Genomic DNA, 24,930 nt, shown 5'->3' with positions numbered 1-24,930 from the left:
GGCATGTCCGGATGATTTCGACCGGCGCGGCGCACGTCAATGAAAATTCCGCCCGCGCGGCATGACTTCGGCGGTTTCCGCCACGCCCGCATGGCGGCCTGCGGCCAGCACCCGTTTTTCCAATTCCGCCCCCTTCCGCGCGTCGGCGATCTGCCGTTGGTCGCCTCCCGGTCTCAGCACCTCGTCCGAACGCTCGCAGGCGCCGAAACGGCGCGCCTCGCGTTGCAGGATGCCGAGCGCCGGTGTCATGTCCTCGATATGCTCGACGACCGTATGGATCACGCCGCTATGGCTTTGCAGCCTGCCGCGGATTTTTACGAGCCGAGCCCCCATGACGATCGCCCGGTATTTGTCGAATACCTTGTTCCAGACGATCGCATTGGCGACCCCGGTCTCATCCTCCAGCGTCATGAAGATCACGCCCTTGGCCGAACCCGGCCGCTGGCGCACGAGCACCAGCCCGGCGATCGTCACCCTCTTTCCGTTCGGCACTCTGAGAAGATCGACATTGCGAGTGATGCCGATCTTCCGGAACTCCTCGCGCAGGAAGGAGACCGGATGCGCTTTCAGCGACAGGGAGAGATAACGATAGTCCTCGATCACCTGCTCTCCCGGCAGCATATCCGGCAGCACCGCCGCGGGTTCTGGCTGAAGGTCGACATGACGGACCTGTTCGAAAAGGGGCAGTTCTTCGGCTGCACTCTTCACATCCAGTGCCCGCACAGCCCAAAGCGCTTCGCGCCGTGACAGATGAATGGATCGGAACGCATCCGCATCCGCCAGCCGCTCGATGACCGATTTCTGCAGGCCGGACCGCAGCCAGAGATCACGCACCGTACTGTATCCTTGACCGCGATTGTCGACGAGCCGTTTCATATCGTCCGGCGAGAGACCCTTGATCTGCCGGAAACCCAGCCGCACCGCATGCCGGGTCTTGATGATCCCGCGCATCTCGCCATGCCGGAAATCGACGGCCTTCCGGTCGAAGGCAGCCTCCTCAAGGGTACAATCCCAGTCCGATTCATTGATGTCGACCGGCAGGATCTTTACTCCATGCTCGCGCGCATCCCGCACCAGCTGGGCCGGCGCATAGAATCCCATCGGCTGGGAGTTCAGCATCGCCGCGCAGAAGACATCGGGATAATAGGCCTTGAGCCATGAAGAGGCATAAACCAGCAGCGCGAAGGAAGCGGCATGGCTTTCCGGAAAGCCGTACTCACCGAAACCTTTGATCTGATTGAAACATTGTTTTGCGAACTCGGGATCGTAATCCTTTGAGACCATTCCCTCGATGAAGCGCTTCTCGAAATCGCCGATCGTACCGGTTCGCTTGAATGTCGCCATCGCCCTGCGAAGTTTGTCGGCCTCTGCCGGCCTGAAGCCTGCAGCGGTGATCGCGATCTGCATCGCCTGCTCCTGAAACAGGGGCACGCCGAGGGTTCTTTCGAGGACCGCTTCCAGCTCCTTGCTCGGATATTCGATCGGGATGTTCCTGGCGCGCTGTTCTCGGCGTTTCAGATAGGGATGGACCATATCGCCCTGGATCGGCCCCGGCCGGACGATCGCCACCTCGATGACGAGGTCGTAGAATATCTTCGGCTTCAGGCGCGGCAGCATGCTCATCTGCGCCCGGCTTTCAATCTGGAAGACGCCAAGCGTATCGGCCCGGCCCATCATCTCATAGACCGGTTTGCCCTCGTCCCCATGCTCCCTGTTGCCGAGGTCTGCGAGCGTCTTCTTGACATCATAATGCAGTTCAAGCAGCGAAAAGGCCTTCCGCAGGCAGGTCAGCATGCCGAGCGCCAGCACATCCACTTTAAGGATCTTGACGTTGTCGAGATCGTCCTTGTCCCATTCGATCATGTAGCGATCCGGCATCGCCGTCTTCATGATCGGCACGACCTCGTCGAGCCGGTCCCGTGTGATGACGAAGCCGCCGACATGCTGGGTGAGGTGGCGCGGGAAGCCGAGAAGCTCGGAGGCATATTTCAGCACATTCCGGGTCACCGGATCCTTGACGTCGAGACCGGCCGCCTTGGCATCCCTCTCGGAAAGATTGTCCTCCGACCAACCCCAGACGAGGCTGCTGATCGCCGACTGAACATCCTCCGACAGGCCGAAGGCCTTGGCGACCTCGCGGCCGGCCGAACGGGTGCGGTAGGTGGTAACCCCTGCCGTCAGCCCGGCATGTTCTCTCTTGTAGTTTTTGTAGATGAACTGGATGACCTCTTCACGCCGGTCATGTTCGAAATCGACGTCGATATCCGGCGGTTCGTCGCGATCCATCGAAATGAAGCGGTCGAAGAGCAGCGTGCTCTTTTGAGGGTCAACTTCCGTTATTTCGAGACAATAGCAGATGACCGAATTTGCCGCCGATCCGCGCCCCTGGCACAAGACCTTGAGGTCATAACGGGCGTGTTGGATGATCCTGTGAACCGTCAGGAAGTAGGAGGCGTAGTTCTTCTTTCCGATGAGATCGAGTTCATACTCGATCTGCGGCGCAACTTTGACCGGAATCCCCTCGGGATAGCGCTTTGCCGCCCCCGCCCTTGTCAGTCTCTCGAGGGTCTCCTGCGGCGTTTCGCCAGGATCGTTTTCAGGCGGATAATTATGCTCCAGTTCCTTCAGTGAAAAGGTCAACTTCCCGAAAAAGGTCTGCGTATTTTCGATCGCACCAGGATAGTCCCGGAAGATCCGGACCATTTCACGTGAATCCTTGAGGTAGCGCTCGGCATTCGGTGCCAGCAGGAATCCGGCTTGCGATATCTGCACATGCTCCCGGATCGCGATCACGACATCCGAAAGCGGCCGGCGTTCAGGATGGTGGTAAAGTGGCTGGTTGGTGGCAATCAACGGCACGCGATTTCGGGCGGCAAGCATGGCAAGCACCGCAAAGACCTGCCTATCGCGGCCGTCATAGGCCGGCGCCAACGCCATAAAAAAAGCCTTGCGGAACCGTCTGCGAAACCGCTCCAGACAATCTTCCAGCGTCGACTGGCCCTGCTGATGATCGACAAGGGTACGATCCGGAACGAGGGCAAGCATCATCTCGTCTCCCCATTCCATGAGCTCTTCTTCCGTCAGGATGCAGGTTCCCTTGACCGCTTCCTCCTTCAGATTGCCGGCGCTGAGAAGCCGGCAGAGATTTGCCCAACCGCGGCGGTTTCTGGGATAGGCGAGAATGTCGGGCGTATCATCGCAGAAGACGAGACGGGCACCCGGCTGAACCCTGACCGGATCGAGGATTTCCTCGCCTTCCTTCGCCTGAAAATCCGTCTCATGTCTGTTCTTGTACTTCTCCTCGAGCTGCAACGCCTGCGCATGCGCCCTGACCACGCCGGCAACCGAATTCCTGTCCGCAATCCCGAGGCCGCCGAGCCGGAGATGGGCGGCCTGTACGACCATCTCCTCGGGGCCGGAGGCGCCTTCGAGAAACGAGAAATTCGTCCTCGCGCCAATCTCGAAGAATGCACGTTCGGCCTTCATGCGAATACCCCGTGCATGAACCAGCGAGGGTCGAGCTCCTGACCATAGAAACCTCGACGATAGATCCAGAAGCGATGTCCGGCCTCGTCCTCGATACGGAAATAATCGCGCGCCTCCGCGTCGCTTCCGTCGATCCACCACTCCATGGCAATCCGCTCAGGACCTTCGCTTTTTGCCACTTGATGCTGCATGCGCCGCCAGCGGAAGATCTGCGGCGGGCCATCCGGCACTTCGGCGAGTACGGTCTCGACAGGCTCCGGCGTTGCAAAAAGCCGCAACGGACGCTCTTCGCGGAAAGGGAGAGGACCGCTCTGTTCCGCCTTCCCCCGTCTTGAAAGCTTATCCATCGTCGGAACTGCGATGACGGCGCGTTCCGGCACATGGCTCTCACGGAGTTGGAAGCTTTGCAGGCAATCCGCACCCAGCCGGGCGGAGACACGGTCGACGAAAGCCGAAAGGGAGATTTCTCCCTGACGATCGCCCTCGAAATCAGCCTGCGCTTCGTTGAAGGGATCATGCTGCAACACATTCAGCCGCACGATCTCGAAACCATAGCCGGCATCGAGATCGTCATAGACCGCCTGCAGTCGTTCGGAAAAAAGCCCGGCGATAAATTTCGGTTCGCGAAGCGGTTGCGAAGCGCCGACGGAAATACGGAAGACCCTGCCGTCGACGCGGAATAGAACCAATTCGAACACCCGCCCGCCGGCGCCTCGTGCCTCCAGCGACGGCTGCAGCGACACGGCGACTTGCCTGGTGACGGCAAGGATCTGTTCCTCCGTTCCGATGGGCTCGATCAGGCGGCTTTCGGCCGAAAGACTGGCGACGGGGCGACGGGGCGAAACCGGTTCTTCTTCATGCCCTAGCGCCTGGTCGAGACGCAAAAGCAATTCCGGCCCGAACCGGCGGGTCAGCGGCGCCCGCGGCGCATTGATGACGTCGCCGATATATTTCAGGCCGAGTTTCTTCAGCGCATCGACGGTTTGCCCTTGCAGCCGCAAGGCTGCGATCGGCAAAGACATCAGCACACGCTCCGTCTCCTCATCCCCGATCACGCCGCTTTGCCCGAAACGCGACACGGCCCAGGAAAGGCCCGGCGACGATGAGATCGCGCCGCGCGCATCGATCCCCATATGAAAGAGCCGCGACAGAACATCCTTGAGAAGCGCCTTCTCACCGCCGAAAAGATGCGTGCAGCCGGTAATGTCGAGAAACAGACCGTCCTTGCCGTCGAACGCCACCAAAGGCGTATAACGGTCGCACCAGTCGGCAATTGCTTCCAGCAGCCGGCGGTCGGCGGCCGGATCTTCTTCCACCACCTCGAGCGTCGGATACATGGCGCGCACCTCGGCAACGCCCTGATCCTTCTTCAGCCCCAGCCGCTCGGCCAATTCGTCCAGTGCCGTCAGCCGCATGGCATTGTTGAGCTTGGCCGAACAGACGATGGCCGGCGCCTCAGGACGCTCTTTCGAACGCCAGGAGGGCCCCCATCGCCTGCGGGCGATACGGTCGGTTGGTAGATGCGGGAAGCTGAGCGCCAGAATGCGCTGACTGTTCGCCTGGAGGACGAATGAGGTTTGGTTCGATGACAGGGAAAAATTCGCGTTCATGGGGGCTCCACTCCAGGAGAAAGGAGAGCGGGGCCGGATTGCGGCTCTTCTCCAGCGTGAGACGGAAAATCGGATTGCCGATGCTGCCGGCAAGCTTCGATCCGTCCGGTAACGGCCGCAGAGCAGACGGTCCCGGTTCGACATGCAGGCGCAAGGCCGCACTGCTGGCCTCCTCCGCCCCTGCCTGCCGCACGACAAAGAGCGGACGGCGGGCAGCATGCGCCCTGAGACTGAGCCTGCGGCTTTCGGTCAGGCCGAAATGCACAGGGTTGCCCCGCACTTCGAGGATGACGACCGAGAAAGCAGCGCTTTCCACCGCCGCCTCCGCCAGCCAGAGCGCTTCGTCCAGCTTGCGCGGCGCGGCATGGAGAAATCGCTCAGGGCTCAACCCGAAATCCCGAAGCCCGGGAGCATAGGGACGGCCGGCCTCCAGCGTACCGACTGCATCGCCGATCCAGAGCAGCGGCATCAGCCTGCCGGCATCTGATTCCTGTTTCTGCAGCCGCGCGGCAACAGCCATCGCCAGTCCGCTTGCCGCGCCGGCGTCGCGAGACAGCGCGGAACGGAATTCGGTAATCGCATCGAGGGGCAGGCCGCCCTCCAGCGCCCGATCGAGAAGCTCCAGCCCGAACGGCAGGGATGGCAGAATGCGCTCCTGGCGCGTCTTGCGTCCTTCCGCCAAGGCTTCCCGCTCCGCGGCCGCAAATGCCGGCGCGGGCTTTCCTTCCAGTCTGGCAATGGTTTCGCGGAGCGCAAAAAGCCGCTCGCGCGCCAGGGCGTTCTGCGCCATGGCGTTCACTCCGATCCGTCTTGTTCCTGTTATGTTCTTATAGATTCCAGAGAGCTAATGAAGAGTCAACAATCATTTTCTATGAATTTATTCCTGCCTTTGATTCCGCACTCGAAAATCGGCAATAAAGGTTCTATATGGGCCCGCAAAGGAAGGAATATTCATGGCCCGCATAGACCAGAGCGATGATTGGCGGGACCGCCATGCGCCGACGATCAGCACCTTCGAGTCGCTGGCCATGGAGGCCTACAGCCATCTGCCGGATGAATTCCGCCAGCTGACGACCAACCTCACGATCGAGATCGAGGACTTCCCCGATGACGACGTTTTCGAGGACATGGCGCTGGAAACCCCTTTCGATCTGCTCGGCCTTTTCGAGGGCAGGGGCATTTCCGAACGTTTCACGGTGGAAACCGGCGAAATGCCGAACCGCATCCGCCTCTACCGGCGCCCCATTCTCGATTACTGGGCGGAGAACGACGAGACGCTCGGCGATATCATCACCCATGTCCTGATCCACGAGATCGGCCACCATTTCGGGCTGAGCGACGATGATATGGAGCGGATCGAGGCCAGCGCCGAGGAAGCCGCGGAGCGTTAGGCGTCTATCCTGGAATTAAGTCTTACTGCTCGGAGAGTTTCATCTCCGGATCATAATCCTTGCCTTCGACGGTCTTGACGACGGCCTGGCCGCACTGCATCGCGCCGGTTGCGGCATTGAAGGCATAGGTCGGCGAACCCTCCAGCGACCAGCCCTTGTTGAGGGCGGCGGTGACCTTGTGGCAGAAGGAAGCATCGTCGGGACCGGTCAGGAAGCGGTAGAGTTTCATCAGGCGGGCTTTCTTGCAGATATCAGGCGAGCTTTATGAACCAGAGCCTCGGCCTGGACAAGATGCAGCCGTTCGATCATCCGTCCATTGGCATTGATGACGTTGAGGCCCCTGGCGTCAGGATCGGCAAAAGCTGATATGACCGCCTCGGCCTCCGCAATCTCCTCCGCACTCGGCCCGAAATGCCGGTTCGCGGGCTCGATCTGCGAGGGATGGATCAGCATCTTGCCAGCAAAACCCATGGCGCGGCCCTGGCCGCATTCGGCGTCGAAGCCTTCGGCATCCTTGAAATCGTTGAAGACGCTGTCGATCGCATCGAGCCCATAGGCCCTGACCGCAAGGACGACCTGCATCAGCCACGGCACGAGATGGCTCCGTCCCGGCTGGGGAAGCACGCCCGTTTCCTTGCGCAGGTCATTAAGCCCGACAACGAGGCAATCGAGCCTTGCACCCGGCGTGCGGCCGGCTCCGGCGATCGCTCCGACATTCAGCACGCCGCGCGGTGTCTCGATCATCGCCCAGATGCGCAGCGCCTCCGGCGCCTCCGCATCGGCAAGCAGATCGCTGATGTCCGTCACATCACCAGGCTCGTCCACCTTCGGCAGGAGAACGGCGTCGGGCAGAAGCGCCTTGACCAGATCGAGGTCCGCCGACCCGAATTCGGATGACAAAGAATTGATGCGGATGATCCTCTCCTTGCCCTCAAGCGGCGGCCCGGCAAAAAAGCCGCGCAGATTTTCCCGCGCCTGCCCCTTCTTCTCGGGCGAGACGGAATCCTCCAGGTCGAAAATAACCGCATCGCAATCAAGGGAATGGCTCTTTTCAAGCGCCCGGAGATTGATGGCGGGCACGCTCAGCACCGAGCGGCGCAGATGTAGGGAACGGGGAGGTATGGTTCGGCTCATCACTCATTAGTGCCAAGCTTCGCAAAGCCCGGCAAGACAACAAAAAGCCATGCTTGCCTTGCAGAGAGAAAAAAGAAGGACCACATTCCTTTCTGTAGAAAGGTATCAAACCCATGCAGAACATTCGCTCCATCTTCTTCATGCTTGCCGGCGCCACCGTTTTTGTCGCCATGCTGCTTCTCACCTTTTCGGTGACGCTTGCCGTCGGCGGCATCCTGACCGTGCTCATGGTCGGCCGCGCCCTTTCGATGAAGATGAAGCCCGCTCCGGTCCGCGCCAAGGCAAACAACGGCCAACGCGAGATGCGCATCTGGAACGACGGTCGCGGCACGATCATCGATCTCTAAGCCGCGTCGCTCAAAAAAACCGACCGACATTGTCGGACCATGCGTCCATGATACGTCTTTAAGCAGCCAGGCATTCAGCCGGCGCTTGAACACGATGGAGGACGAGCATGGATACGACGACGGAAAACAACCCGGTTAAAATGCCGCCGGTCAAGAATGGCCTGCTGCCCTATCTGACGGTCGACGGCGCGGTGAAAGCCGCGGAATTCTACAAGAAGGCCTTCGGCGCCGAAGAGGCGCATCGGGTGCCGGTCGATGAGAGCGGCCGCACCATGCATATTCATCTCTATATCAACGGCAGCTCGCTCATGCTGGCGGATGCCTATCCCGAATATGGCCATCCCTTCAAAGGCCATGAAGGCTTCGCCATCCAGCTGATCATCGACGATATCGATTTCTGGTGGGAGCGCGCGGTGGCCGCCGGCGCCGAAGTCGTCATGCCGATCGAACTGATGTTCTGGGGCGACCGCTACGGCCAGCTTCGCGATCCTTTCGGCGTGCTTTGGGGCCTGAACGCCCCGACCAAGTAAGAACGCACGCACTCTTCGGGCCGCGCGAAACGTCGCGCGGCCGCGATTTAGAGCATGTCGCGCAAAAGTGTGCGGCGGCTTTGCGATAACGACATGCGTCAAAACAAAGACCTAAAAGCGCAAGGAGCGAATCTGAAAGATCGCGACGCGCTTTAGAAAGATTCTCCTTCATTTCGGCGGAAAACTGGACTAGATGCACATTCAGGAAAGTACATTTGCTGAAGTGGAGCATGGGTCATGGATAAATTCGTGAAGCTCACGGGCGTTGCGGCGCCCCTGCCGGTCGTCAACATCGACACCGACATGATCATTCCGAAGGATTATCTGAAGACCATCAAGCGCACCGGCCTCGGCACCGGCCTTTTCGCCGAAGCCCGTTATAACGAAGACGGCTCGGAAAATCCCGATTTCGTGCTGAACAAGCCGGCCTATCGTGATGCCAAGATCCTCGTCGCCGGCGACAATTTCGGCTGCGGTTCCTCGCGCGAACACGCTCCCTGGGCGCTGCTCGATTTCGGCATCCGCTGCGTGATCTCCACCAGCTTCGCCGACATTTTCTACAACAACTGCTTCAAGAACGGCATCCTGCCGATCAAGGTCAGCCAGGAAAACCTCGACAAGCTGATGGACGACGCCTCACGCGGCTCCAACGCCATCCTGACGATCGACCTGGAAAACCTGGAAATCACCGGCCCCGACGGCGGCTCGATCAAATTCGATCTCGACGAGTTCAAGCGCCACTGCCTGCTGAACGGCCTCGACGATATCGGCCTGACGCTGGAAAAGGGCGAGGCGATCGACGAATTCGAAAAGAAGAACGCCTCTGTGCATCCTTGGGCTGCCTGAGCCCGAACGAATGACGATCGATCAAGCCGGGCTTTCGCCCGGCTTTTTCTTTGGTCGAAGCATGTCGCGCAAAAGTGTGCAGCGGTTTTGCGGCAACGACATGCTTCAACAAAGAACCTAAAGCGCAAGGAGCGAATCCGAAAGAACGCGCTTTAGAGATCAGAGAAACTTCTCTTTCCAGAGCCTCAGCTTTTCCAGCGACACGCCGATGCCGCCGCAGACTTCGATCAGCGGATTGTCGAAGCGCGCAAGCAGCCCGGCATGCACATCGGCAGCGGCAAGGGCGGCACCGCAGGCCGGCTCGACCAGAATGCGCTGCGCATCGGCAAATTTCAGGCAGGCGGCAACGGCATCGGCATCGCTGACAAGAACGCTTTCGATCGGGTGCTGTTTCGGCAGGTCGAAGACATGCTGCGCCACCTGCCGCGCGCCGAGCGAAGTGGCGATCGAGGTGATGGCAGGCAGCGTAATGCGCTCATTTGCCTTGAGGCTTTCATGCAGTGAAGCCGCCCCTTCGGTTTCGACGGCAATGACGGGCACGTCGGGCAGCCCGTTTCTCTTCAGCCCCTCGACGATGCCGGCAAGCAGCCCGCCGCCGCCAACACTGGTGACGACGCAGTCGAATTCCGCACCCTTCGCCACCACCTCGTCGATCAGCGTCGCATGACCATCCCACAGAAGCGGATGATCGAAAGGATGCACATAGCTTGCCTTGCGGCTGCGGGCGAGTTCGACCGCGTGGGCATTGGCTTCGTCGAAAACGGCGCCGTGCACGAGGACATTGGCGCCGGTTGCCGCAATCGTCTGCCGAACATCGGCTGCCGTCGTCTCCGGCACGACGATCGTCACCGGCACGCCGAGCGCCCGGCCGGCATAGGCCGCGGCAATGCCGGCATTGCCGCCGGAAGCGCAGAAGATCTCGCGCGCGCCATTTTCCACCTCGTGCTGGCAAAGCCGGCCGACGCCGCGCAGCTTAAAGCTGCCGGAGGGCTGCAACGCATCGAGCTTCAGCCAGAGAGGCTTGCCGCTGGCGCTGTAGTCGGGGGCGGTCCGAAACAGCGGCGTGTCGAGATGGAGACGTGTAAAGGCCATGGGAGAATATCCGGGAAATAAAAGGGTGGCGACCGTTCTAATCCGTTTGCCGGTCCAGGAGCAACCATTGCGGCGGGCGGCGAAGCGTACCGATTCAGGCCTTCTCTCGCTTGAAATGCCCATTTCCGGGGGCTAAGAAGCCGCAGCTTGTTTTTCCAGGAGGGCTTCATGACAGCGCGCAATCTTTTCCTGCTGCCGGGTGACGGCATCGGTCCCGAGGCCATGGGCGAGGTCCGCAAGATCATCGCCTATATGAACGAGACGATGAATGCCGGTTTTGTCACCGACGAAGGCCTTGTCGGCGGCTCTGCCTATGATGCCCATGGCGCGGCGATCTCGGAAGCCGACATGCAGAAGGCGCTTGCCGCCGATGCCGTTCTGTTCGGCGCCGTCGGCGGCCCGAAATGGGATAGCGTGCCGTATGAAGTGCGTCCGGAAGCCGGCCTGCTTCGCCTGCGCAAGGATCTGCAGCTCTTCGCGAACCTGCGTCCCGCCATTTGCTATCCGGCCCTCGCCTCGGCCTCCTCGCTGAAGCCGGAGCTGGTCGAAGGCCTCGATATCCTGATCATCCGCGAGCTGACCGGCGGCGTCTATTTCGGCGAGCCGAAGGAGATCATCGATCTCGGCAACGGCCAGAAGCGCGGCATCGACACGCAGGTCTATGATACCTACGAGATCGAGCGCATCGCCGGCGTCGCCTTCGAAATGGCCCGCACGCGCCAGAACCGGGTCTGCTCCATGGAGAAACGCAACGTCATGAAGTCGGGCGTGCTCTGGAACCAGGTGGTGACCGAGACGCACAAGGCGAAATATTCCGACGTCCAGCTCGAACATATGCTCGCCGATGCCGGCGGCATGCAGCTGGTGCGCCAGCCGAAGCAGTTCGATGTCATCGTCACCGACAATCTCTTCGGCGACATGCTCTCCGACGTCGCCGCCATGCTGACCGGCTCGCTCGGCATGCTGCCCTCGGCCTCACTCGGCGCGCCGGACGGCAAGACCGGCAAGCGCAAGGCGCTCTACGAGCCGGTGCACGGCTCGGCCCCCGATATTGCCGGCAAGGGCATTGCCAATCCGATCGCCATGATCGCCTCTTTCGCCATGTGCCTGCGTTACTCCTTCAACATGGTGAAGGAAGCCGACGACCTGGAAAAGGCGATTGCCAACGTGCTCGACAAGGGCATCCGCACCGGCGACATCATGGCCGATGGCGCAAGGCAGGTCGGCACCGTCGAGATGGGCGATGCGATCCTTGCCGAGTTCAAGGCGCTCTCGGCCTGATATATTTCACGTGAAACAGTATCAGCCCTTCGCATCCCACGCGGAGGGCTGCTTTTTCTGCAGTCGGCGACCGCAACGCTTGGTCGAATTCTCCGAGCCGGACTATCCTCGGCCACAATCTCGTGTATTTTTGCGCCGGATTTCACGAGCGCATGACCGAGAACCGAGATCGATTTCCGGCCATGCCAATTCGAACGGACGACGGCATGCGGGCATTTTGGACTTCCCTGGACAGGCGCTGGCGCCGAAGCGACGCTGCCATGCCGCCTTTGCGCTGGCAGGCCTGCCTCTTTATCACGATCAATGCCGTGATCCTTTCCATGCTGCTCTTCGATGCGCCGATAGGCGCCAGCAAACCTCCCGCTCCAGTGAAGCAGCTTGGCGAGCTCCTGACCGGTTTCGGCGATTCCGCCTGGCTGATCCTTACCAGCATCCTGCTCTTCTTCCAGGGCAGGGCGGGTTACAAGCTCCTGAAGACGGCGCGAGCCAGGGCGCAGGCACTCTATGTAAGCTGGATCGGCGCCTATCTCTTCACCACCGTCGTGTTCTCTGGGCTTCTCGCCAATCTCCTGAAGCGGGCGATCGGAAGGGCTCGCCCCGATCACTTCCACGATTACGGCATGTTTTCTTTCACGCCCTTTTCGGGCCATTCCGCTTTCGAAAGTTTTCCCTCCGGCCATTCCACCACGGTCGGCGCTTTCTTCGCGGCCTTCGCGCTTCTGTTTCCGCGCTACCGCGTTGCCTTCATCGCCTGCGCCATCTGGCTCGGCATGACGCGTGTCATGGTCGGCGCCCATTATCCGAGCGATGTCATCGCCGGCCTTGCCTTCGGCGCCTGGTTCTCGCTGTTGATGGCGATCGTCTTTGCCCGCTGCGGGTTGCTCTTCAAACTAGCGCCGGATGGCTGGCCGCTCGCCAAGCGCCTTTTCCCTGACATGGAAAAGCCCGGCGCCTTGTGAGCGCCGGGCCGCTTCTCGAGCTTCTCAGACGCGAACGCGCCATCAATCCATTGCGTGGATATCCCTGTTCTTCGTTTCCGGCAGGAAGATCAGGCCGATCACCAGGGTGATCGCCGCAAAGACGATCGGATACCAGAGACCGTAATAGATATCGCCCGCCGCAGCGCTCATCGCGAAGGCCGTCGCCGGCAGCAAGCCGCCGAACCAGCCATTGCCGATGTGATAGGGCAGCGACATGCCGGTATAGCGGATGCGGGTCGGGAAGAGCTCGACCAGAAGTGCCGCAATCGGGCCGTAGACCATCGTCACATAGAGGACGAGGACGAACAGGATGGCGACCGTGCCGATCCAGTTGACGCGGGCAGGATCGGCGGTCATGGCGAAGGTGCCGCCATTGGCGATGTTGTAGACCGCCATATCGGTGACGCCATTGGCCTCATCCGCCGTCAGCAGCTTGCCTTCGACCAGCTTGGCCGCCGGCATGGTTTCCTTCTCGCCGGCGCGGATAGCTTCGGCATTGAGCGCCAGTTCCGGATTGGCGGCGATGAAGGCATCGAGCTTGGCATCCGGCACCTTGGCGACGCCGCGTTTCAGCGGATAGCCGGCATCGTGAAGCGCGATGTTGATGCTCTTTTCGAAGGCGGCGGTCATGCCCTTCGCCTTGTCGCCGGCAGCAGCGGCGTCGAAGCTCGGCACCGTCGCGTTACCCACCTTCACCGTCGCCGGTTGTCCGGCAGGGCCGGCCACGACGTCATAAGGCACCGAGTTCTTCGTCAGGAACGCCGTCGCCACGTCGCAGGAGCTGGTGAACTTCGCCGTGCCCGTCGGGTTGAACTGGAACTTGCAGTCCGCCGGATCGGCCGTGACCGTCGCGCGGATCGAAGCCTGCGCTTCGGCAAGCCCCGGGTTTGCCGTCCAGGTCATCGCCTTGAACAGCGGATTATAGGTCACCGCGGCGATAAGAAGACCAGCCATGATGATCGGCTTGCGGCCGATCCTGTCGGAGAGGCCGCCGAAGATGACGAAGAAGGGCGTTCCAAGCAGAAGTGAGATGGCGACCATGATGTTGGCCGATTGCAGATCCACTTTCAGCACGTTCTGCAGGAAGAACAGTGCATAGAACTGGCCGCCGTACCAGACGACCGCCTGGCCCATCGTCGCGCCGAGAAGCGCGATGATCGCGATCTTGGCGTTGCGCCATTGGCCGAAAGCTTCGGTCAGCGGCGCCTTGGAGCCTTTGCCCTCCGCCTTCATGCGCTGGAATGCCGGCGACTCGTTCATCTTCAGGCGAATCCAGACGGAAATACCGAGCAGGACGACCGAGACCAGGAACGGAATACGCCAGCCCCAGGCGGCGAATTGAACCGGCCCCATCAGCGACTGAACCAGGATGATAACGATCAGCGACAGGAACAGGCCGAGCGTCGCCGTCGTCTGGATCCAGGAAGTGAAATAGCCGCGGCGCCCGTTCGGCGCATGTTCGGCGACATAGGTTGCCGCACCGCCATATTCACCGCCGAGCGCCAGGCCCTGCAGCAGGCGCAAGCCGATCAGGATGATCGGGGCTGCAATGCCGATGCTGGCGGCACCCGGCAGAATGCCGACGAGGAAGGTCGACATGCCCATGATCAGGATCGTCACCAGGAAGGTGTATTTGCGGCCGACAAGATCGCCGAGACGGCCGAATACCAGCGCGCCGAAGGGACGCACCAGGAAGCCGGCGGCAAAGGCGAGCAGCGTAAAGATGTTACGCGTCGCCTCGGGATATTGGGTGAAGTAGGTTGCGCCGATATAGGTAGCGAGCGAACCATAAAGATAGAAATCATACCATTCGAATACGGTGCCGAGCGAAGAGGCGAAGATGACCTTCTTCTCCTCGCCGGTCATCGGAGCGGCCTTCGCGCCGTCGATGCTTGCGACATTTGCCATTGTCTGTCCTCCACAGAGTGATGAGCAACGCGCGCGGCCTACTCTCCTCGAGCATACCCCTGGCCGCGACACGCCTGACGGGAGTGTGCCAGAAACGGCAGATCAAAAAGAGGGATGCTTTGGGATTATGACTTTAGTCTAACAGCAGGGCGCTTTGTCGCGCGCATCGCGCTCCGTTGGAAGGAAGTTTGACTGCGGTTTGCGATCTGGACCGTTACGCTCTCAGCGCCTGCGCCGGCGATTGCCGATAGGCGAGCACCGCCGGCAGAGCGGCAAGAATTGCGGCAAAGGCGAGCAGTGCCGCCGCAAGCCCGGCGTCTTCACGGGCGAAGCCGACCGGCATGGCGATACCGCTCGTCTCGGAGAATAGGCCGGACAAAGTCAGCGCCGCAGCATAACCGAAGCCGAATCCGAGCCCGATGCCGACCGCCACCAGGAAGAAGAATTCCAGCCAGACGATGCCGAAGATCGCGCCGCGCGGGGCGCCGAAGGCCCTCAGCGCGCCGATCTGACGGCGGCGCTGGCCGATATGGATGACCGTGACCAGCACCAGCGAGGCGGCGACGAGAGTTTGCGCCCCGGCGGCGACCGCGACGAGGATCTGCTTGGCGTTACCGAGCGTGGCGTAGAGATTGGTCAGCACCTCGCCGGGAAAGACGGCGACCGTATTGCCGCTGCGATAGTCCTGCCGAAGCTTGTAGGCATCGGCGATCGTCTTCGGCTTGACGAGAATAGCGGGAAGGCCAGGAGTGTCCGCAGTCCAGTTCTCGTTGAGCGCGGCATCCGGATCGGCCTCGCCGTGATGCTCATGCCCATTGTGATGATCGCCGGCTTCTTCATGCTCGTGGCCGGGTTCAGCGGCAGCCGTGGCGGACGCCGCCTCATGATCGTGCCCGGCGCCCTCCTCCGCATGCTCATGCGCCTCCATACCATGGATATGCCAGACTGCCTGGATCGGAACGAGAATGGCCCGATCCCAGGCGGTCCCCGTCGGCCGCAGGCGGCCGGCGACGTGATAGACGAGTTCGGTGTGGGTCTCGCCGCCTTCTTCGGCCGAGCCATGCATCGGCTTGATTTCACCGCCGAGCGGCAGCTTGACCGCGGAGCCGATCACCGCCTCTCCCTCATGTGCGAAAACCTTGCCCTCGGCAAAGCCGCCGGACAGCTTCTCCGCCAGCGTTACCGTCGTCCCGACGATCGGATAGCCGGAGAAGGAATCGCCGAAGCCGATCGGCGCGGCCCAGTCGACACGGGGATCGGCGGCAAGCCTGGCCAGCACCTCGCCCGGCATCAGCGGCAGGGGCGAGGGCTGCAGAAAAACGGAGGAGAGCACGAGCTGCGTCTCGCTGCCGCCGGCGCCGATGACGAGATCGAACTTGTCGGCGGCGCGCGCGCTGCCGAGCCGAAGCGCCCGCTCCTGCAGGACGACGCAAACGCCGAGCGCGGTCGCCAGCGCCACCAACAGCACGACGACCAGCGATCCGGCCCAGAGGCGGCGAAGATCGACAAGAATGAAGCGGATCATGCAGCTTCCCCCGCCGCCGCAGCGGAATCCTCGCTGATCCGGCCGGAGCCGAAGGTGATGCGTCGGTCGAGGCGGCCCGCGAGGCGCTGGTCGTGCGAAACGATGATCAGCGTGCTGCCTTCGGCAACGGCAAGATCAAGGATGAGATCGCCGACGGCCTCGCCGCTTTCGGCGTCGAGACTTGCAGTCGGCTCGTCGGCGATAATGACGCCGGGTTTGCGCAGCAGCGCGCGGGCGATCGCCACGCGCTGCATCTCGCCGCGCGACATGGTCTCGATCTTCTGGCCCGGGCGGGAAAGACCGACCGTGTTGAAAAGCGCATGCGCCCGCTCGATGACGGCGGCCGTGGCGGCGCCGGCAAGCCGGGCGGGCAGGAGCACGTTTTCAAGTGCCGACAGGCCTGGGAAAAGATGGAATTCCTGCATGACCAGGCCGATATTGGCGGCGCGGAACCGGTCGCGCCGGCTTTCCGAGAAGCCGGCAATATCCTCGCCGTTCCAGCGGATGCGGCCTTGGCGAGCCCGCTCCAGCCCGGCAACGATATTGACGAAGGTGCTCTTTCCGGAGCCGGACGCCCCGGTGATGACAACCCTGCTGCCGGCATCGATCGACAGGCGGCCGATCGCCAGCGCCGGCGAGGCGAGCCCCGGGAAGGTGACATCAAGGTTTTCGATATCGAGCGCGAGCATGTCGGGTTCACACGGCGAAATATTCGGCCTGGCGGATGCGCAGCAGGCTGACGAAGCCGGTTTCCGGATCCGTCCAGGAACCATATTCCAGCGTGCCGCGCACTTCGATCGTCTGGCGCGGCTGCACGAAGGTCTGCTTCTCCCCGAGATAGACGACGACGATATTATCAGGCCAGTCCGCATCGGAAGAGCAGAAGGGGCAGAGCGACATCGGCACTTCGGTGAGCACGAAGAACTGCGCCTCGGCCTTCAGCGGCGGCGCCATGAAGCCCTTCATGCTGATCTCCTGGCCGGCGAGACGCTTGACCTTATCGGAGAACTCAAGGCCGAGCACGCCGAACTTGCCATAGAGCTCGTCGAAGGAGAGCAAAGCGCTGGCGGCACGAACGGCGTTGGCGGTGAAGGGGAGCGCAACGGCAGCGCCGATCAGCCGGCGGCGGCTGAGATGCAGCGAAGAGAATATGTCCATGGCGACCTCCAGGAAACAAATCCCGGCCGCTGAACGGCCGGGACCATGATCGACGAAAGACGCAAGGCCGGCAAGCGGCCTTGCATCCAGAGATCAGTTCGTTTGCTTGGCGCCGAGGGCGAAGGTATCGGCGAGCACGCGATAGACGTCGCTCTGTTCCATGTAGCCATGGAAGCCTTCGGCGCCCGGACCGGCCGACTGCAGAACGACGTCGTCGACGGCATGGACGCCGCTCTCGCTGCTCTTCGGCAGATTGCCCTGAACGAGGACCGCGCCCGGAACATCCTTGTACTGTTCGTTGGCGACATATTCCTTCTTTTCGTTCTGGACAGCCGGAACGAACGGACCGTCGAGCTTCGGACGGAAAGTTTCGTAATGGTCAGGGCCGTTATTGGCGCTGAGGAACAGGCGGCGGCTGACGTCGACCTTGTCGGGGTAACCGTCGCCGTTTTCGTCCTTGTAGTTCGGGAAGCCGGCTTCGGCATAGGTGCCGACCTTTTCGCGCATTTCCGTGCCCGGCTTCTCGTCATCGACGGTGCCGATGATCGAAACGCCATGCGTGTGGTCGCCGGTGACGACGATCAGCGTATCCGGATGCGCCTTCTGGAATTCGCGGGCAACGCCGATCGCCTTGTCGAATTCGATGGTGTCGATGACGGCGCGATCCCAATCGAGCGGATGCGACATCTTGTCGATCGAGGAGCCTTCGACCATCAGGAAGAAACCGTCAGGATTCTTGGAGAGGCGATCGAGCGCAACCTTGGTCATGTCGACAAGACCCGGCTGGTTCGGAAACTTGTCGACGGTGCCCTTCTTCAGGAATTCGCGATCGAGCGTGACGTCCATGTTGCCGGTGTGGAAGAGACCGAGGAGATTGCCGTCAGCCGACGCATTGGCTGCAAGCTCGTTCTTATCGGTCGCAAGCTTGTAGCCGGCATCCTGGAACAGCTTGATGTAGTCCTGATTGTCCTTGCGCTTGGAACCGGCGACTTCCTTGCCGAGGAAATAGGCCGAGCCGCCGCCGAGGATGACTTCCGGCTTGACCTCGAGGAGCATGCCGACGATGTCGGCCTTGTCGTTGCGGCTGCGGGTATGGGAAACGACGGCAGCCGGCGTTGCATCCTCGATTTCGGACGTCGCGACGATACCGATCGACTTCTTGGTCGTGCGGCGAACGGCTTCCCCAATGGTTTCGACACGCGGGTCGTCGAGCGGCGCGGGCGTACGGTCCGCATAAACGCCGAGCGCGTTGACGGCCGTCTTATGGCCGGTCATGAACGCCGACATGGTGTTGGCCGAGTCCGTGGCGACGGCATTCGTCGAGGACGTGCCGATGAAAGCCATATGATCGAGATCGTCCATGTTCAGGCGGCCATTGGCTTTGCCTTCGGTCATGCCCTTGGACATGATGCGGGCGGCAGTGCGATGGGCGACGGAAAGGCCGTCGCCGAGCAGGAAGATGATGTTCTTGGCCTTCGGCTGACCGGCGGTTTCGTAAACGTTCCAGGTGACCGACTTCGTTTCGTCGCCGGCAGAGACCTCGACCTTGTAGTCGCCCGGCGCGGAAATCTTCAGGCCGCGCAGCAGCAGGGCGGAGCCGAGGGCCTTATCTTCCTTGCCCTTTTCCAATTCGATGAACTGAGCCTCGCCTCCGAGAACGGTCTTGTAATCCTGGCCGTTGACCGTGATCTTCACGTCTTCAGGCTTGACCTGCTTGTTGAGCTCGACCTTGAAGTCGAACGGCGAACCGACAAGGATCGTCGCGCGATCAAGCGGGTAGACCGTCGTCGCCTGAGCGGCGCCAGCGAGAATGGTGGTGGCCGCAAAGGCGGCGAGAAGCATACGCATGGAAAACCCCCGTTTTCGTTGCAGATATTAACAACCGGGTCGGGATACCCCCGGGTGATGACAGCGGCATGACAAGGCGCGGCAGGACGGCACCGCTCCTTCCGCCTGGCGGCTGACGGCGCAAAAACCTTGACTCCTGTGGAAAACCTTCTAAGAGCAACAGCGGAAAAGGAATCTCCATGGTTCGCGACGAACACGCCATTGCCGCATGCAGTGACCGGGCACGGGTTGCCGGGGTGGATATTGCCGTTCCGGTTTCTGCCAAAACCAAGGCCAAAACGACGACGAAAACCGTCTGACGTCTCTGGCCTGCCGCTCTCTCCCCGGCTCGGCTGGGGACAGGAAGACGCGATCCGTCGCGCCTTCCCCCCTCACCGGACCAGAGGAGAGAAGAGAAAGAGAGCTTGAGAAATGGGTTTCAAAGTAGCAATTGCGGGAGCGACCGGAAATGTTGGCCGGGAGATGCTCAACATCCTCTCCGAACGTGGCTTCCCCGCCGATGAGGTCGTGGCGCTCGCCTCGGCGCGTTCGCAGGGCACCGAGGTGTCCTATGGTGACCGGACATTGAAGGTCTCCAATCTGGAGAACTACGATTTCTCCGACACCGACATCTGCCTGATGTCGGCCGGCGGCGAGGTTTCCAAGAAGTTCTCGCCGAAGATCGGCCAGCAGGGCTGCGTTGTTATCGACAATTCCTCGGCCTGGCGCTACGACGCCGACGTGCCGCTGATCGTGCCGGAAGTGAACCCGGATGCCATCAGCCAGTTCACCAAGCGCAACATCATCGCCAACCCGAATTGCTCGACCGCCCAGCTGGTGGTGGCGCTGAAGCCGCTGCACGACTTCGCCAAGATCAAGCGCGTCGTCGTCTCGACCTACCAGTCCGTCTCCGGCGCCGGCAAGGACGGCATGGACGAGCTCTTCAACCAGACACGCGCCGTCTTCGTCGCCGATCCGATCGAGAACAAGAAGTTCACCAAGCGCATCGCCTTCAACGTCATCCCGCACATCGATAGCTTCATGGAAGACGGCTATACCAAGGAAGAGTGGAAGGTGCTGGCCGAGACGAAGAAGATGCTCGACCCGAAGATCAAGGTGACCTGCACGGCCGTGCGCGTGCCCGTCTTCATCGGCCATTCGGAATCGGTCAACATCGAGTTCGAAAACGAGATCACCGCCGACCAGGCCCGCGACATCCTGCGCGACGCCCCGGGCTGCCTCGTCATCGACAAGCGCGAGAACGGCGGCTACATCACGCCCTATGAATCCGCCGGCGAAGATGCGACCTACATTTCGCGTATCCGCGAGGACGCGACGGTCGAAAACGGCCTCAATATGTGGGTGGTTTCCGACAACCTGCGCAAGGGCGCGGCGCTGAACGCCATCCAGATCGCCGAGCTGCTCGTCAATCGCGGCCTGGTCAAGCCGCGCAAGCAGGCCGCCTGATACCATTTGTAAACCATAAGATGTTAAAGCCCGGCTCGCTGAGCGGGGCTTTTTCAAGCAAATACAGCTGTATAAGCGTTCGCTAAAAGGTGATCGTAACAAAATCGCGGGTGACTGGCATTCTCTTGCCCGCCTAAAAACTATGCAGATCGAGAGTGGGGTTTCTCAATGCGCATGACAAAGTTGTTTCTGGCGGCCGCTGCGGCAATGGGCCTTCTCCATGCAGTACCGGCGTTCGCGCAAGGACCAGAATGTGGCAATACCAGCGCCGGCTTCGACGCCTGGGTCGCCGATTTCAAACAGACGGCAGCCGCGAACGGCGTCAGCCAGTCGGTGCTCAGCCGCGCCTTCGCCAACGTCAACTACAACAAGCCGACGATCGCCGCCGACCGCGGCCAGAAGAGCTTCAAGCTCTCCTTCGACGCCTTCATGCAGAAGCGCGGTGGTGCTGCCATCATCTCCCGCGGCCGCTCGATGAAGGCGGCCAACCAGGCGCTTTTTGCCTCGCTCGAGCGTCGCTTCGGCGTTCCCGCCGGCCCGCTGATCGCCATCTGGGGCATGGAGACCGGTTTTGGCAGCTATATGGGCAACCAGCATACGCTGTCGGCTGTTTCGACCCTTGCCTATGACTGCCGTCGTTCGGAATATTTTACCGACCAGCTCTATGCCGCGCTCCAGCTCGTCTCGGAGGGCTATCTGAGCCCGCAGGCCAAGGGTGCGGCCCATGGTGAAATCGGCCAGACGCAGTTCCTGCCGAGGAACGTCGTGCGTTTCGGCGCCGACGGCGACGGCGACGGCCGTGTCGACATGGTCGGTTCCCGTGCCGATGCGCTGGCCTCGACCGCCAATTTTCTCAAGGGCCACGGCTGGCGGGCCGGCGCCGGCTATCAGCCGGGAGAGCCGAATTTCGCTGCCATCCAGGGCTGGAACGCCGCCAGCGTCTATCAGCAGGCGATTGCCTATATCGGCCAGCAGATCGACGGCGGCAGATAGGCCTGCATAGACAACGATCCCCCGAAACGCCGCTGCAAGATGCGGCGTTTTTCATAGGCGGGAATCGAAACCACCGCCGGAGGCCGTCTTGCGGCGCTCCTCCTGCGGCGGAGCCGGTACGACCGGCCCCGAAACGACGCAGTTGCGGCCGGAGGCCTTGGCGGCGTAAAGCGCCAGATCTGCGCGTTTGACAAGATCCTCGAAGTTCCGGCTTGCGCCGTCGTTTGCCCGGCCGGCGCATCCGAAACTCGCCGTCACCTTGAGCAGCTCGCCGCTCGGTAAAGGGATTTCCGCCATCTCGATCGCCAGCCGCACCCGCTCGGCGACGATGGCAGCGTCGTCCGGCGTCGAATCGGGCAGAAGCGCCAGGAACTCCTCGCCGCCGTGACGCACCAGCAGATCGAAGGAGCGGAAATTCTCGCGCGCGATGCCCGCGACATGGCGAAGCACGGCGTCGCCGGCATCATGACCGTTGACATCGTTGATCTTCTTGAAATGATCGAGATCGAACAGCACGACGGATATCCAGCGCGATCCGTGTTCGGCCTGGGTGAGAAGCGCCGATGCGGCGACCTCGAAGCCGCGCCTGTTGTACAGGCCGGTCAAGAGGTCGGTCTGGGCGGCGTTGCGCAGCTCCGCCACCAGCGCCTCGCGATCCTGCGTCAGCCGGTCGATCAGGCGCAGACCCCTTGCCGCCAGCACCATCACCAAAGTGGCGAGGATCAGCAGACCAGCGCACAGCGCCAGGATCCGCGTCAAATGCAGGTGCGAACGCGTCGAAAAGTTCTCGCCGGTGTCGTGAATATCTCGGGCGGCTTCGATCATCTTCTGCTGCAGGAAGCTCATGCGTTCGTTCTGCGCCGTGGCCCAGACGTCACGTATTGCGCGCGTCGGCCGCGATCCGGCGAGGATCGCATCGGTGATGGCATTCGCCTTCACCTGGCTGCTGCGACCGAGATAGCCGACGATATCGCGCTCGATCGACGTCGCGGAATGGAAGACCATGTGATCCATACCCTCGCCGATCATCACTTTTCCCTGCACGAACAGCTCCACCGGAAATCTGGCGGAAGGGCCGCGGTCGAGGTAACGCGTGCCGATCCCGGTGATCAGCCTTTCGCCGTAGTAGGTCAGCATGATGCCCATCAGCTGGTTGGATTTCTCGAGCAGCACCGGATCGTTGATCAGCGGGGAGAGCGCATCGACGACGGCAAGCTGCTTGAGAGCCGCGTACCAGTAGATGGCACCGGGATCGCTGCCGGCATAACGACCTTGGTCGACGGCGCTTCGGGCGGCGACGATGCGGCTATAGGCGAGGCTGAGAGCCGACAATTCGTCCACGAGCCCTTCGTCGAGCGCATCGCGGGAAGGCAGGCTGGCGTGAAAAGCCAGGCGTTCGTCGTCGAGCGTCGCCCGACTGCGCTGCATTTCGATCGCGGTCCTGCTGCTGGGATGGGCGAGATAGCGGCGCGTGGCGCCGATTTCACTCAGGATTTCCGTGGCGGCGATGGACCCGCCGCGGGCAAGCACGTCGGCGAACTGCCGGTCTTTCTCGAGGTTCCAGTATTGCGTCAGCGAAGTCCAGATAACGACGACGCCTTCAATGAGCATGAAGACGAAGGGCAGCATGATGGCCGCCAGAATAACCTTTTTGATGGTTTCGAACTTCATCGCCAATCGCCACGGTGATCAAGACGTCGGTCGTGCGCGACCAATTCCGGCAGCTTAACAACAATCCTTAAAAAACTGATAAACCCGTTGATCCCTAGATCTCGGGGCGAATGAAATCACGCGTTTCGGCGTCCATGACCCAGAGTTCACCCGTCGATATGTCGAACCAGGCGCCGTGGAGATGCATTTTTCCCGCTTCCTCGAGCGCCTTGATGTCGGGAAAGCTTCTGAGATTGTCGATCGAATTGCGGATCGAGACACGCTCCAGCGCCGTCTGCCGCTCGGCGGCCGTCATCACGTCATTGCTCTGGATCTGCTCGGCTGCCGGTTTGACCAGCGACATCCAGCGACCGATGAAATCGCCCGGCGACAGCGGCTCGGCATTCGGATCGAGCGCCGCGCGGATGCCGCCGCAGCGGCCATGGCCCATCACCACGATATCCGAGACCTTCAGCGCCTGCACGGCAAATTCGAGCGCGGCCGATGTCGAATGGAAATGACCGTCCGGCTCGTAGGGCGGCACCATGTTGGCGACGTTGCGGATAACGAAAAGTTCGCCCGGGCCGGCATCGAAGATCAGCTCGGGAGCCGCACGTGAATCCGAACAGGCAATCACCAACGTGCTGGGACTTTGACCGTTTTCGGCCAGTTGCCGATACCGGTCGCGGGCGTCGGCGTAACGCCCGTTCATAAAGTTGCGATAACCGTCCAGAAGGGTGTTTGGAAAACGCTGCATGTTTCTGGATTAGCGCGCGCGGAAGACAAGATCAACTGCTGCACCGCAAAATGAGTAAACTGACAGATGCGTCATTTTTTCCGCCGCTGCGCCGGGTGCACAAGGCGCCGCATCTGCACCATGGCCATCGGCGTCGAAAGGCTGGACGCGTCGCTTGCCAGCATCAACTCGTTGCTGCCGCGCTTGACGGCACGCGCCAGCACTTCGAACACGCTGGCGGTGGCAAGCTGCAACGCCTTTTCATCCTCGAGGCCGGACAGCAGGCGCGACAGGAAAACCGCGGCGAGCAGGTCGCCGAGACCATTCGGCGGGTTCTCGACGACGCGGTGCTCGGCAAGCAGCGCGTGACGGCCGGAGAGGTAGAGATTGCCGGTACCGCCCGCCATCATCGGCACCGCCGAGGTGACGAGCATGCGCGATGGCCCGAGCGCCAGCGCCGCCTCCATGATCGCGCTGTTGTCGTCAAGGGCTGCTCCCGACAGCCAGGCGAGCTCGTAGCGGTTCGGCGTCGCCAGCGAAGCGAGCGGGATGAGATGATCACGAATGGCCTCGGCCGTGGCTTCCGGCACATAGAGGCCACCGAGATCGCCCATCACGGGATCGCAGACATAGAGCAGTTCGGGATTGTTCTGGCGGAGCACAGCGATCAGCCGGGCGACGGAGCGCGCCTGGGCGGCATTGCCGAAATAACCCGAAAGCACGGCCCGGACTTCACCGATCCAGGGCGCACGGATCAGATCGTCGATCGCCGCGTCGAAATCGGCTTCCGCAAATGTCAGCCGCGTCGAACGGCCATGGCCGGGATGCCAGGGCAAAACAACGGTCGGCAGCGCCCAGACCGGATGGCCGAGCGTCTCCAGCGCAAACACCGCCGCCCGGTTGCCGACCGAGCCGCGCACGACATGGCTGGAAATGACGATGACTGCGCCCGCTGCATTTTCCGACATG

At 61.6% G+C, this 24,930-nt stretch carries 22 protein-coding genes and 1 pseudogene; 9 read left to right on the top strand and 14 right to left on the bottom strand.

The features are described from left to right. Positions 1 to 36 precede the first annotated feature (36 nt). The 3 genes from CO671_RS10165 to CO671_RS34155 are packed head-to-tail and all read right to left on the bottom strand — an operon-like array spanning position 37 to position 5,886. Positions 37 to 3,486 (bottom strand): error-prone DNA polymerase, encoded by a 3,450-nt coding sequence (locus tag CO671_RS10165; RefSeq protein ID WP_097605822.1) that lies wholly within the window; start codon positions 3,484 to 3,486, stop codon positions 37 to 39. Next, positions 3,483 to 4,931: a DNA polymerase Y family protein gene (locus CO671_RS10160; RefSeq protein ID WP_280953327.1), complete on the bottom strand. Its 1,449-nt coding sequence runs from the start codon at positions 4,929 to 4,931 to the stop codon at positions 3,483 to 3,485. The genes CO671_RS10165 and CO671_RS10160 overlap by 4 nt, the downstream gene beginning before the upstream one ends. Before the next feature lie 10 nt (positions 4,932 to 4,941). Further along, a complete protein-coding gene (locus tag CO671_RS34155) occupies positions 4,942 to 5,886 on the bottom strand; it encodes a hypothetical protein (RefSeq protein WP_245423740.1) in 945 nt (314 codons plus the stop codon). Positions 5,887 to 6,049: 163 nt separating this feature from the next. Here CO671_RS34155 and CO671_RS10155 point away from each other — a divergent pair, with 163 nt between their 5' ends. Then, a complete protein-coding gene (locus CO671_RS10155; protein ID WP_008528622.1) occupies positions 6,050 to 6,487 on the top strand; it encodes a metallopeptidase family protein in 438 nt (145 codons plus the stop codon). A 22-nt stretch (positions 6,488 to 6,509) separates the two neighbouring features. On the opposite strand, the gene CO671_RS10150 is transcribed toward CO671_RS10155, so the two are convergent. Together CO671_RS10150 and CO671_RS10145 are read right to left on the bottom strand one after the other, a co-directional pair. Next, the gene (locus tag CO671_RS10150; protein WP_009996762.1) at positions 6,510 to 6,716 is read right to left on the bottom strand and encodes a DUF1737 domain-containing protein; all 207 of its coding nucleotides are present in this window, start codon (positions 6,714 to 6,716) and stop codon (positions 6,510 to 6,512) included. Then, positions 6,716 to 7,621: a CoA ester lyase gene (locus CO671_RS10145; protein ID WP_097605820.1), complete on the bottom strand. Its 906-nt coding sequence runs from the start codon at positions 7,619 to 7,621 to the stop codon at positions 6,716 to 6,718. Before CO671_RS10145 ends, CO671_RS10150 begins: the two co-directional genes overlap by 1 nt. 113 nt (positions 7,622 to 7,734) lie before the next feature. Here CO671_RS10145 and CO671_RS10140 point away from each other — a divergent pair, with 113 nt between their 5' ends. The 3 genes from CO671_RS10140 (at position 7,735) to leuD (ending at position 9,344) form a co-directional block, all read left to right on the top strand. Next, complete coding sequence (locus CO671_RS10140; protein ID WP_010028885.1) at positions 7,735 to 7,968, top strand: hypothetical protein; 234 nt, start codon at positions 7,735 to 7,737, stop codon at positions 7,966 to 7,968. A gap of 107 nt (positions 7,969 to 8,075) precedes the next feature. Further along, positions 8,076 to 8,498 carry a glyoxalase/bleomycin resistance/extradiol dioxygenase family protein gene (locus CO671_RS10135; RefSeq protein WP_097605819.1) on the top strand — a complete coding sequence of 141 codons (423 nt, stop codon included), beginning with the start codon at positions 8,076 to 8,078 and terminating at the stop codon, positions 8,496 to 8,498. Between the two features lie 237 nt (positions 8,499 to 8,735). After that, positions 8,736 to 9,344 (top strand): 3-isopropylmalate dehydratase small subunit, encoded by a 609-nt coding sequence (leuD, locus tag CO671_RS10130; RefSeq protein WP_097605818.1) that lies wholly within the window; start codon positions 8,736 to 8,738, stop codon positions 9,342 to 9,344. A gap of 159 nt (positions 9,345 to 9,503) precedes the next feature. Here the strand turns inward: leuD and CO671_RS10125 are convergent, their stop codons facing one another. After that, the gene (locus tag CO671_RS10125; protein ID WP_097605817.1) at positions 9,504 to 10,436 is read right to left on the bottom strand and encodes a pyridoxal-phosphate dependent enzyme; all 933 of its coding nucleotides are present in this window, start codon (positions 10,434 to 10,436) and stop codon (positions 9,504 to 9,506) included. A gap of 168 nt (positions 10,437 to 10,604) precedes the next feature. Here CO671_RS10125 and leuB point away from each other — a divergent pair, with 168 nt between their 5' ends. Continuing rightward, positions 10,605 to 11,717: a 3-isopropylmalate dehydrogenase gene (gene leuB / locus CO671_RS10120; protein ID WP_097605989.1), complete on the top strand. Its 1,113-nt coding sequence runs from the start codon at positions 10,605 to 10,607 to the stop codon at positions 11,715 to 11,717. A gap of 206 nt (positions 11,718 to 11,923) precedes the next feature. Beyond that, positions 11,924 to 12,676, top strand: coding sequence for a lipid A 1-phosphatase LpxE (lpxE, locus tag CO671_RS10115; RefSeq protein WP_210201909.1), 753 nt, complete (start codon positions 11,924 to 11,926; stop codon positions 12,674 to 12,676). 42 nt (positions 12,677 to 12,718) lie between these two features. Here the strand turns inward: lpxE and CO671_RS10110 are convergent, their stop codons facing one another. The 5 genes from CO671_RS10110 to CO671_RS10090 all read right to left on the bottom strand — a co-directional run bounded on the left by CO671_RS10110 (position 12,719) and on the right by CO671_RS10090 (position 19,136). Continuing rightward, the gene (locus CO671_RS10110) at positions 12,719 to 14,605 is read right to left on the bottom strand and encodes an MFS transporter (protein ID WP_097605815.1); all 1,887 of its coding nucleotides are present in this window, start codon (positions 14,603 to 14,605) and stop codon (positions 12,719 to 12,721) included. Between the two features lie 214 nt (positions 14,606 to 14,819). Beyond that, entirely contained in the window at positions 14,820 to 16,130 is a 1,311-nt protein-coding gene (locus CO671_RS10105) for an ABC transporter permease (protein WP_097605814.1), read from the bottom strand. After that, positions 16,127 to 16,819, bottom strand: coding sequence for an ATP-binding cassette domain-containing protein (locus tag CO671_RS10100; RefSeq protein WP_097605813.1), 693 nt, complete (start codon positions 16,817 to 16,819; stop codon positions 16,127 to 16,129). The genes CO671_RS10105 and CO671_RS10100 overlap by 4 nt, the downstream gene beginning before the upstream one ends. 7 nt (positions 16,820 to 16,826) lie before the next feature. Further along, positions 16,827 to 17,288 (bottom strand): hypothetical protein, encoded by a 462-nt coding sequence (locus tag CO671_RS10095; RefSeq protein ID WP_097605812.1) that lies wholly within the window; start codon positions 17,286 to 17,288, stop codon positions 16,827 to 16,829. Positions 17,289 to 17,381: 93 nt separating this feature from the next. Beyond that, entirely contained in the window at positions 17,382 to 19,136 is a 1,755-nt protein-coding gene (locus CO671_RS10090; RefSeq protein WP_097605811.1) for an alkaline phosphatase, read from the bottom strand. Between the two features lie 119 nt (positions 19,137 to 19,255). On the opposite strand from CO671_RS10090, the pseudogene CO671_RS33995 reads away from it, so the two are divergent. From CO671_RS33995 to CO671_RS10080, 3 genes and pseudogenes are all read left to right on the top strand, one after another. Next, positions 19,256 to 19,435 (top strand): annotated as a pseudogene (locus CO671_RS33995) (hypothetical protein); the annotation flags it as partial. A 112-nt stretch (positions 19,436 to 19,547) separates the two neighbouring features. Next, positions 19,548 to 20,582 (top strand): aspartate-semialdehyde dehydrogenase, encoded by a 1,035-nt coding sequence (locus tag CO671_RS10085; RefSeq protein ID WP_064683966.1) that lies wholly within the window; start codon positions 19,548 to 19,550, stop codon positions 20,580 to 20,582. Between the two features lie 168 nt (positions 20,583 to 20,750). Beyond that, positions 20,751 to 21,575 (top strand): lytic murein transglycosylase, encoded by an 825-nt coding sequence (locus tag CO671_RS10080; RefSeq protein ID WP_097605810.1) that lies wholly within the window; start codon positions 20,751 to 20,753, stop codon positions 21,573 to 21,575. 51 nt (positions 21,576 to 21,626) lie between these two features. Here the strand turns inward: CO671_RS10080 and CO671_RS10075 are convergent, their stop codons facing one another. The 3 genes from CO671_RS10075 to pdxY all read right to left on the bottom strand — a co-directional run bounded on the left by CO671_RS10075 (position 21,627) and on the right by pdxY (position 24,929). Continuing rightward, on the bottom strand, positions 21,627 to 23,246 hold the full coding sequence (locus tag CO671_RS10075; RefSeq protein ID WP_097605809.1) for a GGDEF domain-containing protein: 1,620 nt from the start codon (positions 23,244 to 23,246) through the stop codon (positions 21,627 to 21,629). Positions 23,247 to 23,340: 94 nt separating this feature from the next. After that, positions 23,341 to 23,982 (bottom strand): carbonic anhydrase, encoded by a 642-nt coding sequence (locus CO671_RS10070; RefSeq protein WP_010031455.1) that lies wholly within the window; start codon positions 23,980 to 23,982, stop codon positions 23,341 to 23,343. Positions 23,983 to 24,053: 71 nt separating this feature from the next. After that, entirely contained in the window at positions 24,054 to 24,929 is an 876-nt protein-coding gene (pdxY, locus tag CO671_RS10065) for a pyridoxal kinase PdxY (protein ID WP_097605808.1), read from the bottom strand. Between the last annotated feature and the right edge of the window lies 1 nt (position 24,930).

The sequence above is a fragment of the Rhizobium sp. M10 genome (genome assembly GCF_002531955.1).
GTDB lineage: Bacteria > Pseudomonadota > Alphaproteobacteria > Rhizobiales > Rhizobiaceae > Rhizobium > Rhizobium etli_C.
The sequence above is the reverse complement of the archived record's forward strand: the minus strand, read 5'-3'. Positions and strand labels throughout refer to the sequence as shown.

What these genes read in the sequence shown, in the direction of transcription:
- CO671_RS10165 (WP_097605822.1), bottom strand. Translation starts at nt 3,486, where the DNA reads ATGAAGGCCGAACGTGCATTCTTCGAGATTGGCGCGAGGACGAATTTC.
- CO671_RS34155 (WP_245423740.1), bottom strand. Translation starts at nt 5,886, where the DNA reads ATGGCGCAGAACGCCCTGGCGCGCGAGCGGCTTTTTGCGCTCCGCGAA.
- CO671_RS10155 (WP_008528622.1), top strand. Translation starts at nt 6,050, where the DNA reads ATGGCCCGCATAGACCAGAGCGATGATTGGCGGGACCGCCATGCGCCG.
- CO671_RS10150 (WP_009996762.1), bottom strand. Translation starts at nt 6,716, where the DNA reads ATGAAACTCTACCGCTTCCTGACCGGTCCCGACGATGCTTCCTTCTGC.
- CO671_RS10145 (WP_097605820.1), bottom strand. Translation starts at nt 7,621, where the DNA reads ATGAGCCGAACCATACCTCCCCGTTCCCTACATCTGCGCCGCTCGGTG.
- CO671_RS10140 (WP_010028885.1), top strand. Translation starts at nt 7,735, where the DNA reads ATGCAGAACATTCGCTCCATCTTCTTCATGCTTGCCGGCGCCACCGTT.
- CO671_RS10135 (WP_097605819.1), top strand. Translation starts at nt 8,076, where the DNA reads ATGGATACGACGACGGAAAACAACCCGGTTAAAATGCCGCCGGTCAAG.
- leuD (WP_097605818.1), top strand. Translation starts at nt 8,736, where the DNA reads ATGGATAAATTCGTGAAGCTCACGGGCGTTGCGGCGCCCCTGCCGGTC.
- CO671_RS10125 (WP_097605817.1), bottom strand. Translation starts at nt 10,436, where the DNA reads ATGGCCTTTACACGTCTCCATCTCGACACGCCGCTGTTTCGGACCGCC.
- leuB (WP_097605989.1), top strand. Translation starts at nt 10,605, where the DNA reads ATGACAGCGCGCAATCTTTTCCTGCTGCCGGGTGACGGCATCGGTCCC.
- lpxE (WP_210201909.1), top strand. Translation starts at nt 11,924, where the DNA reads ATGCGGGCATTTTGGACTTCCCTGGACAGGCGCTGGCGCCGAAGCGAC.
- CO671_RS10110 (WP_097605815.1), bottom strand. Translation starts at nt 14,605, where the DNA reads ATGGCAAATGTCGCAAGCATCGACGGCGCGAAGGCCGCTCCGATGACC.
- CO671_RS10105 (WP_097605814.1), bottom strand. Translation starts at nt 16,130, where the DNA reads ATGATCCGCTTCATTCTTGTCGATCTTCGCCGCCTCTGGGCCGGATCG.
- CO671_RS10100 (WP_097605813.1), bottom strand. Translation starts at nt 16,819, where the DNA reads ATGCTCGCGCTCGATATCGAAAACCTTGATGTCACCTTCCCGGGGCTC.
- CO671_RS10095 (WP_097605812.1), bottom strand. Translation starts at nt 17,288, where the DNA reads ATGGACATATTCTCTTCGCTGCATCTCAGCCGCCGCCGGCTGATCGGC.
- CO671_RS10090 (WP_097605811.1), bottom strand. Translation starts at nt 19,136, where the DNA reads ATGCGTATGCTTCTCGCCGCCTTTGCGGCCACCACCATTCTCGCTGGC.
- CO671_RS10085 (WP_064683966.1), top strand. Translation starts at nt 19,548, where the DNA reads ATGGGTTTCAAAGTAGCAATTGCGGGAGCGACCGGAAATGTTGGCCGG.
- CO671_RS10080 (WP_097605810.1), top strand. Translation starts at nt 20,751, where the DNA reads ATGCGCATGACAAAGTTGTTTCTGGCGGCCGCTGCGGCAATGGGCCTT.
- CO671_RS10075 (WP_097605809.1), bottom strand. Translation starts at nt 23,246, where the DNA reads ATGAAGTTCGAAACCATCAAAAAGGTTATTCTGGCGGCCATCATGCTG.
- CO671_RS10070 (WP_010031455.1), bottom strand. Translation starts at nt 23,982, where the DNA reads ATGCAGCGTTTTCCAAACACCCTTCTGGACGGTTATCGCAACTTTATG.
- pdxY (WP_097605808.1), bottom strand. Translation starts at nt 24,929, where the DNA reads ATGTCGGAAAATGCAGCGGGCGCAGTCATCGTCATTTCCAGCCATGTC.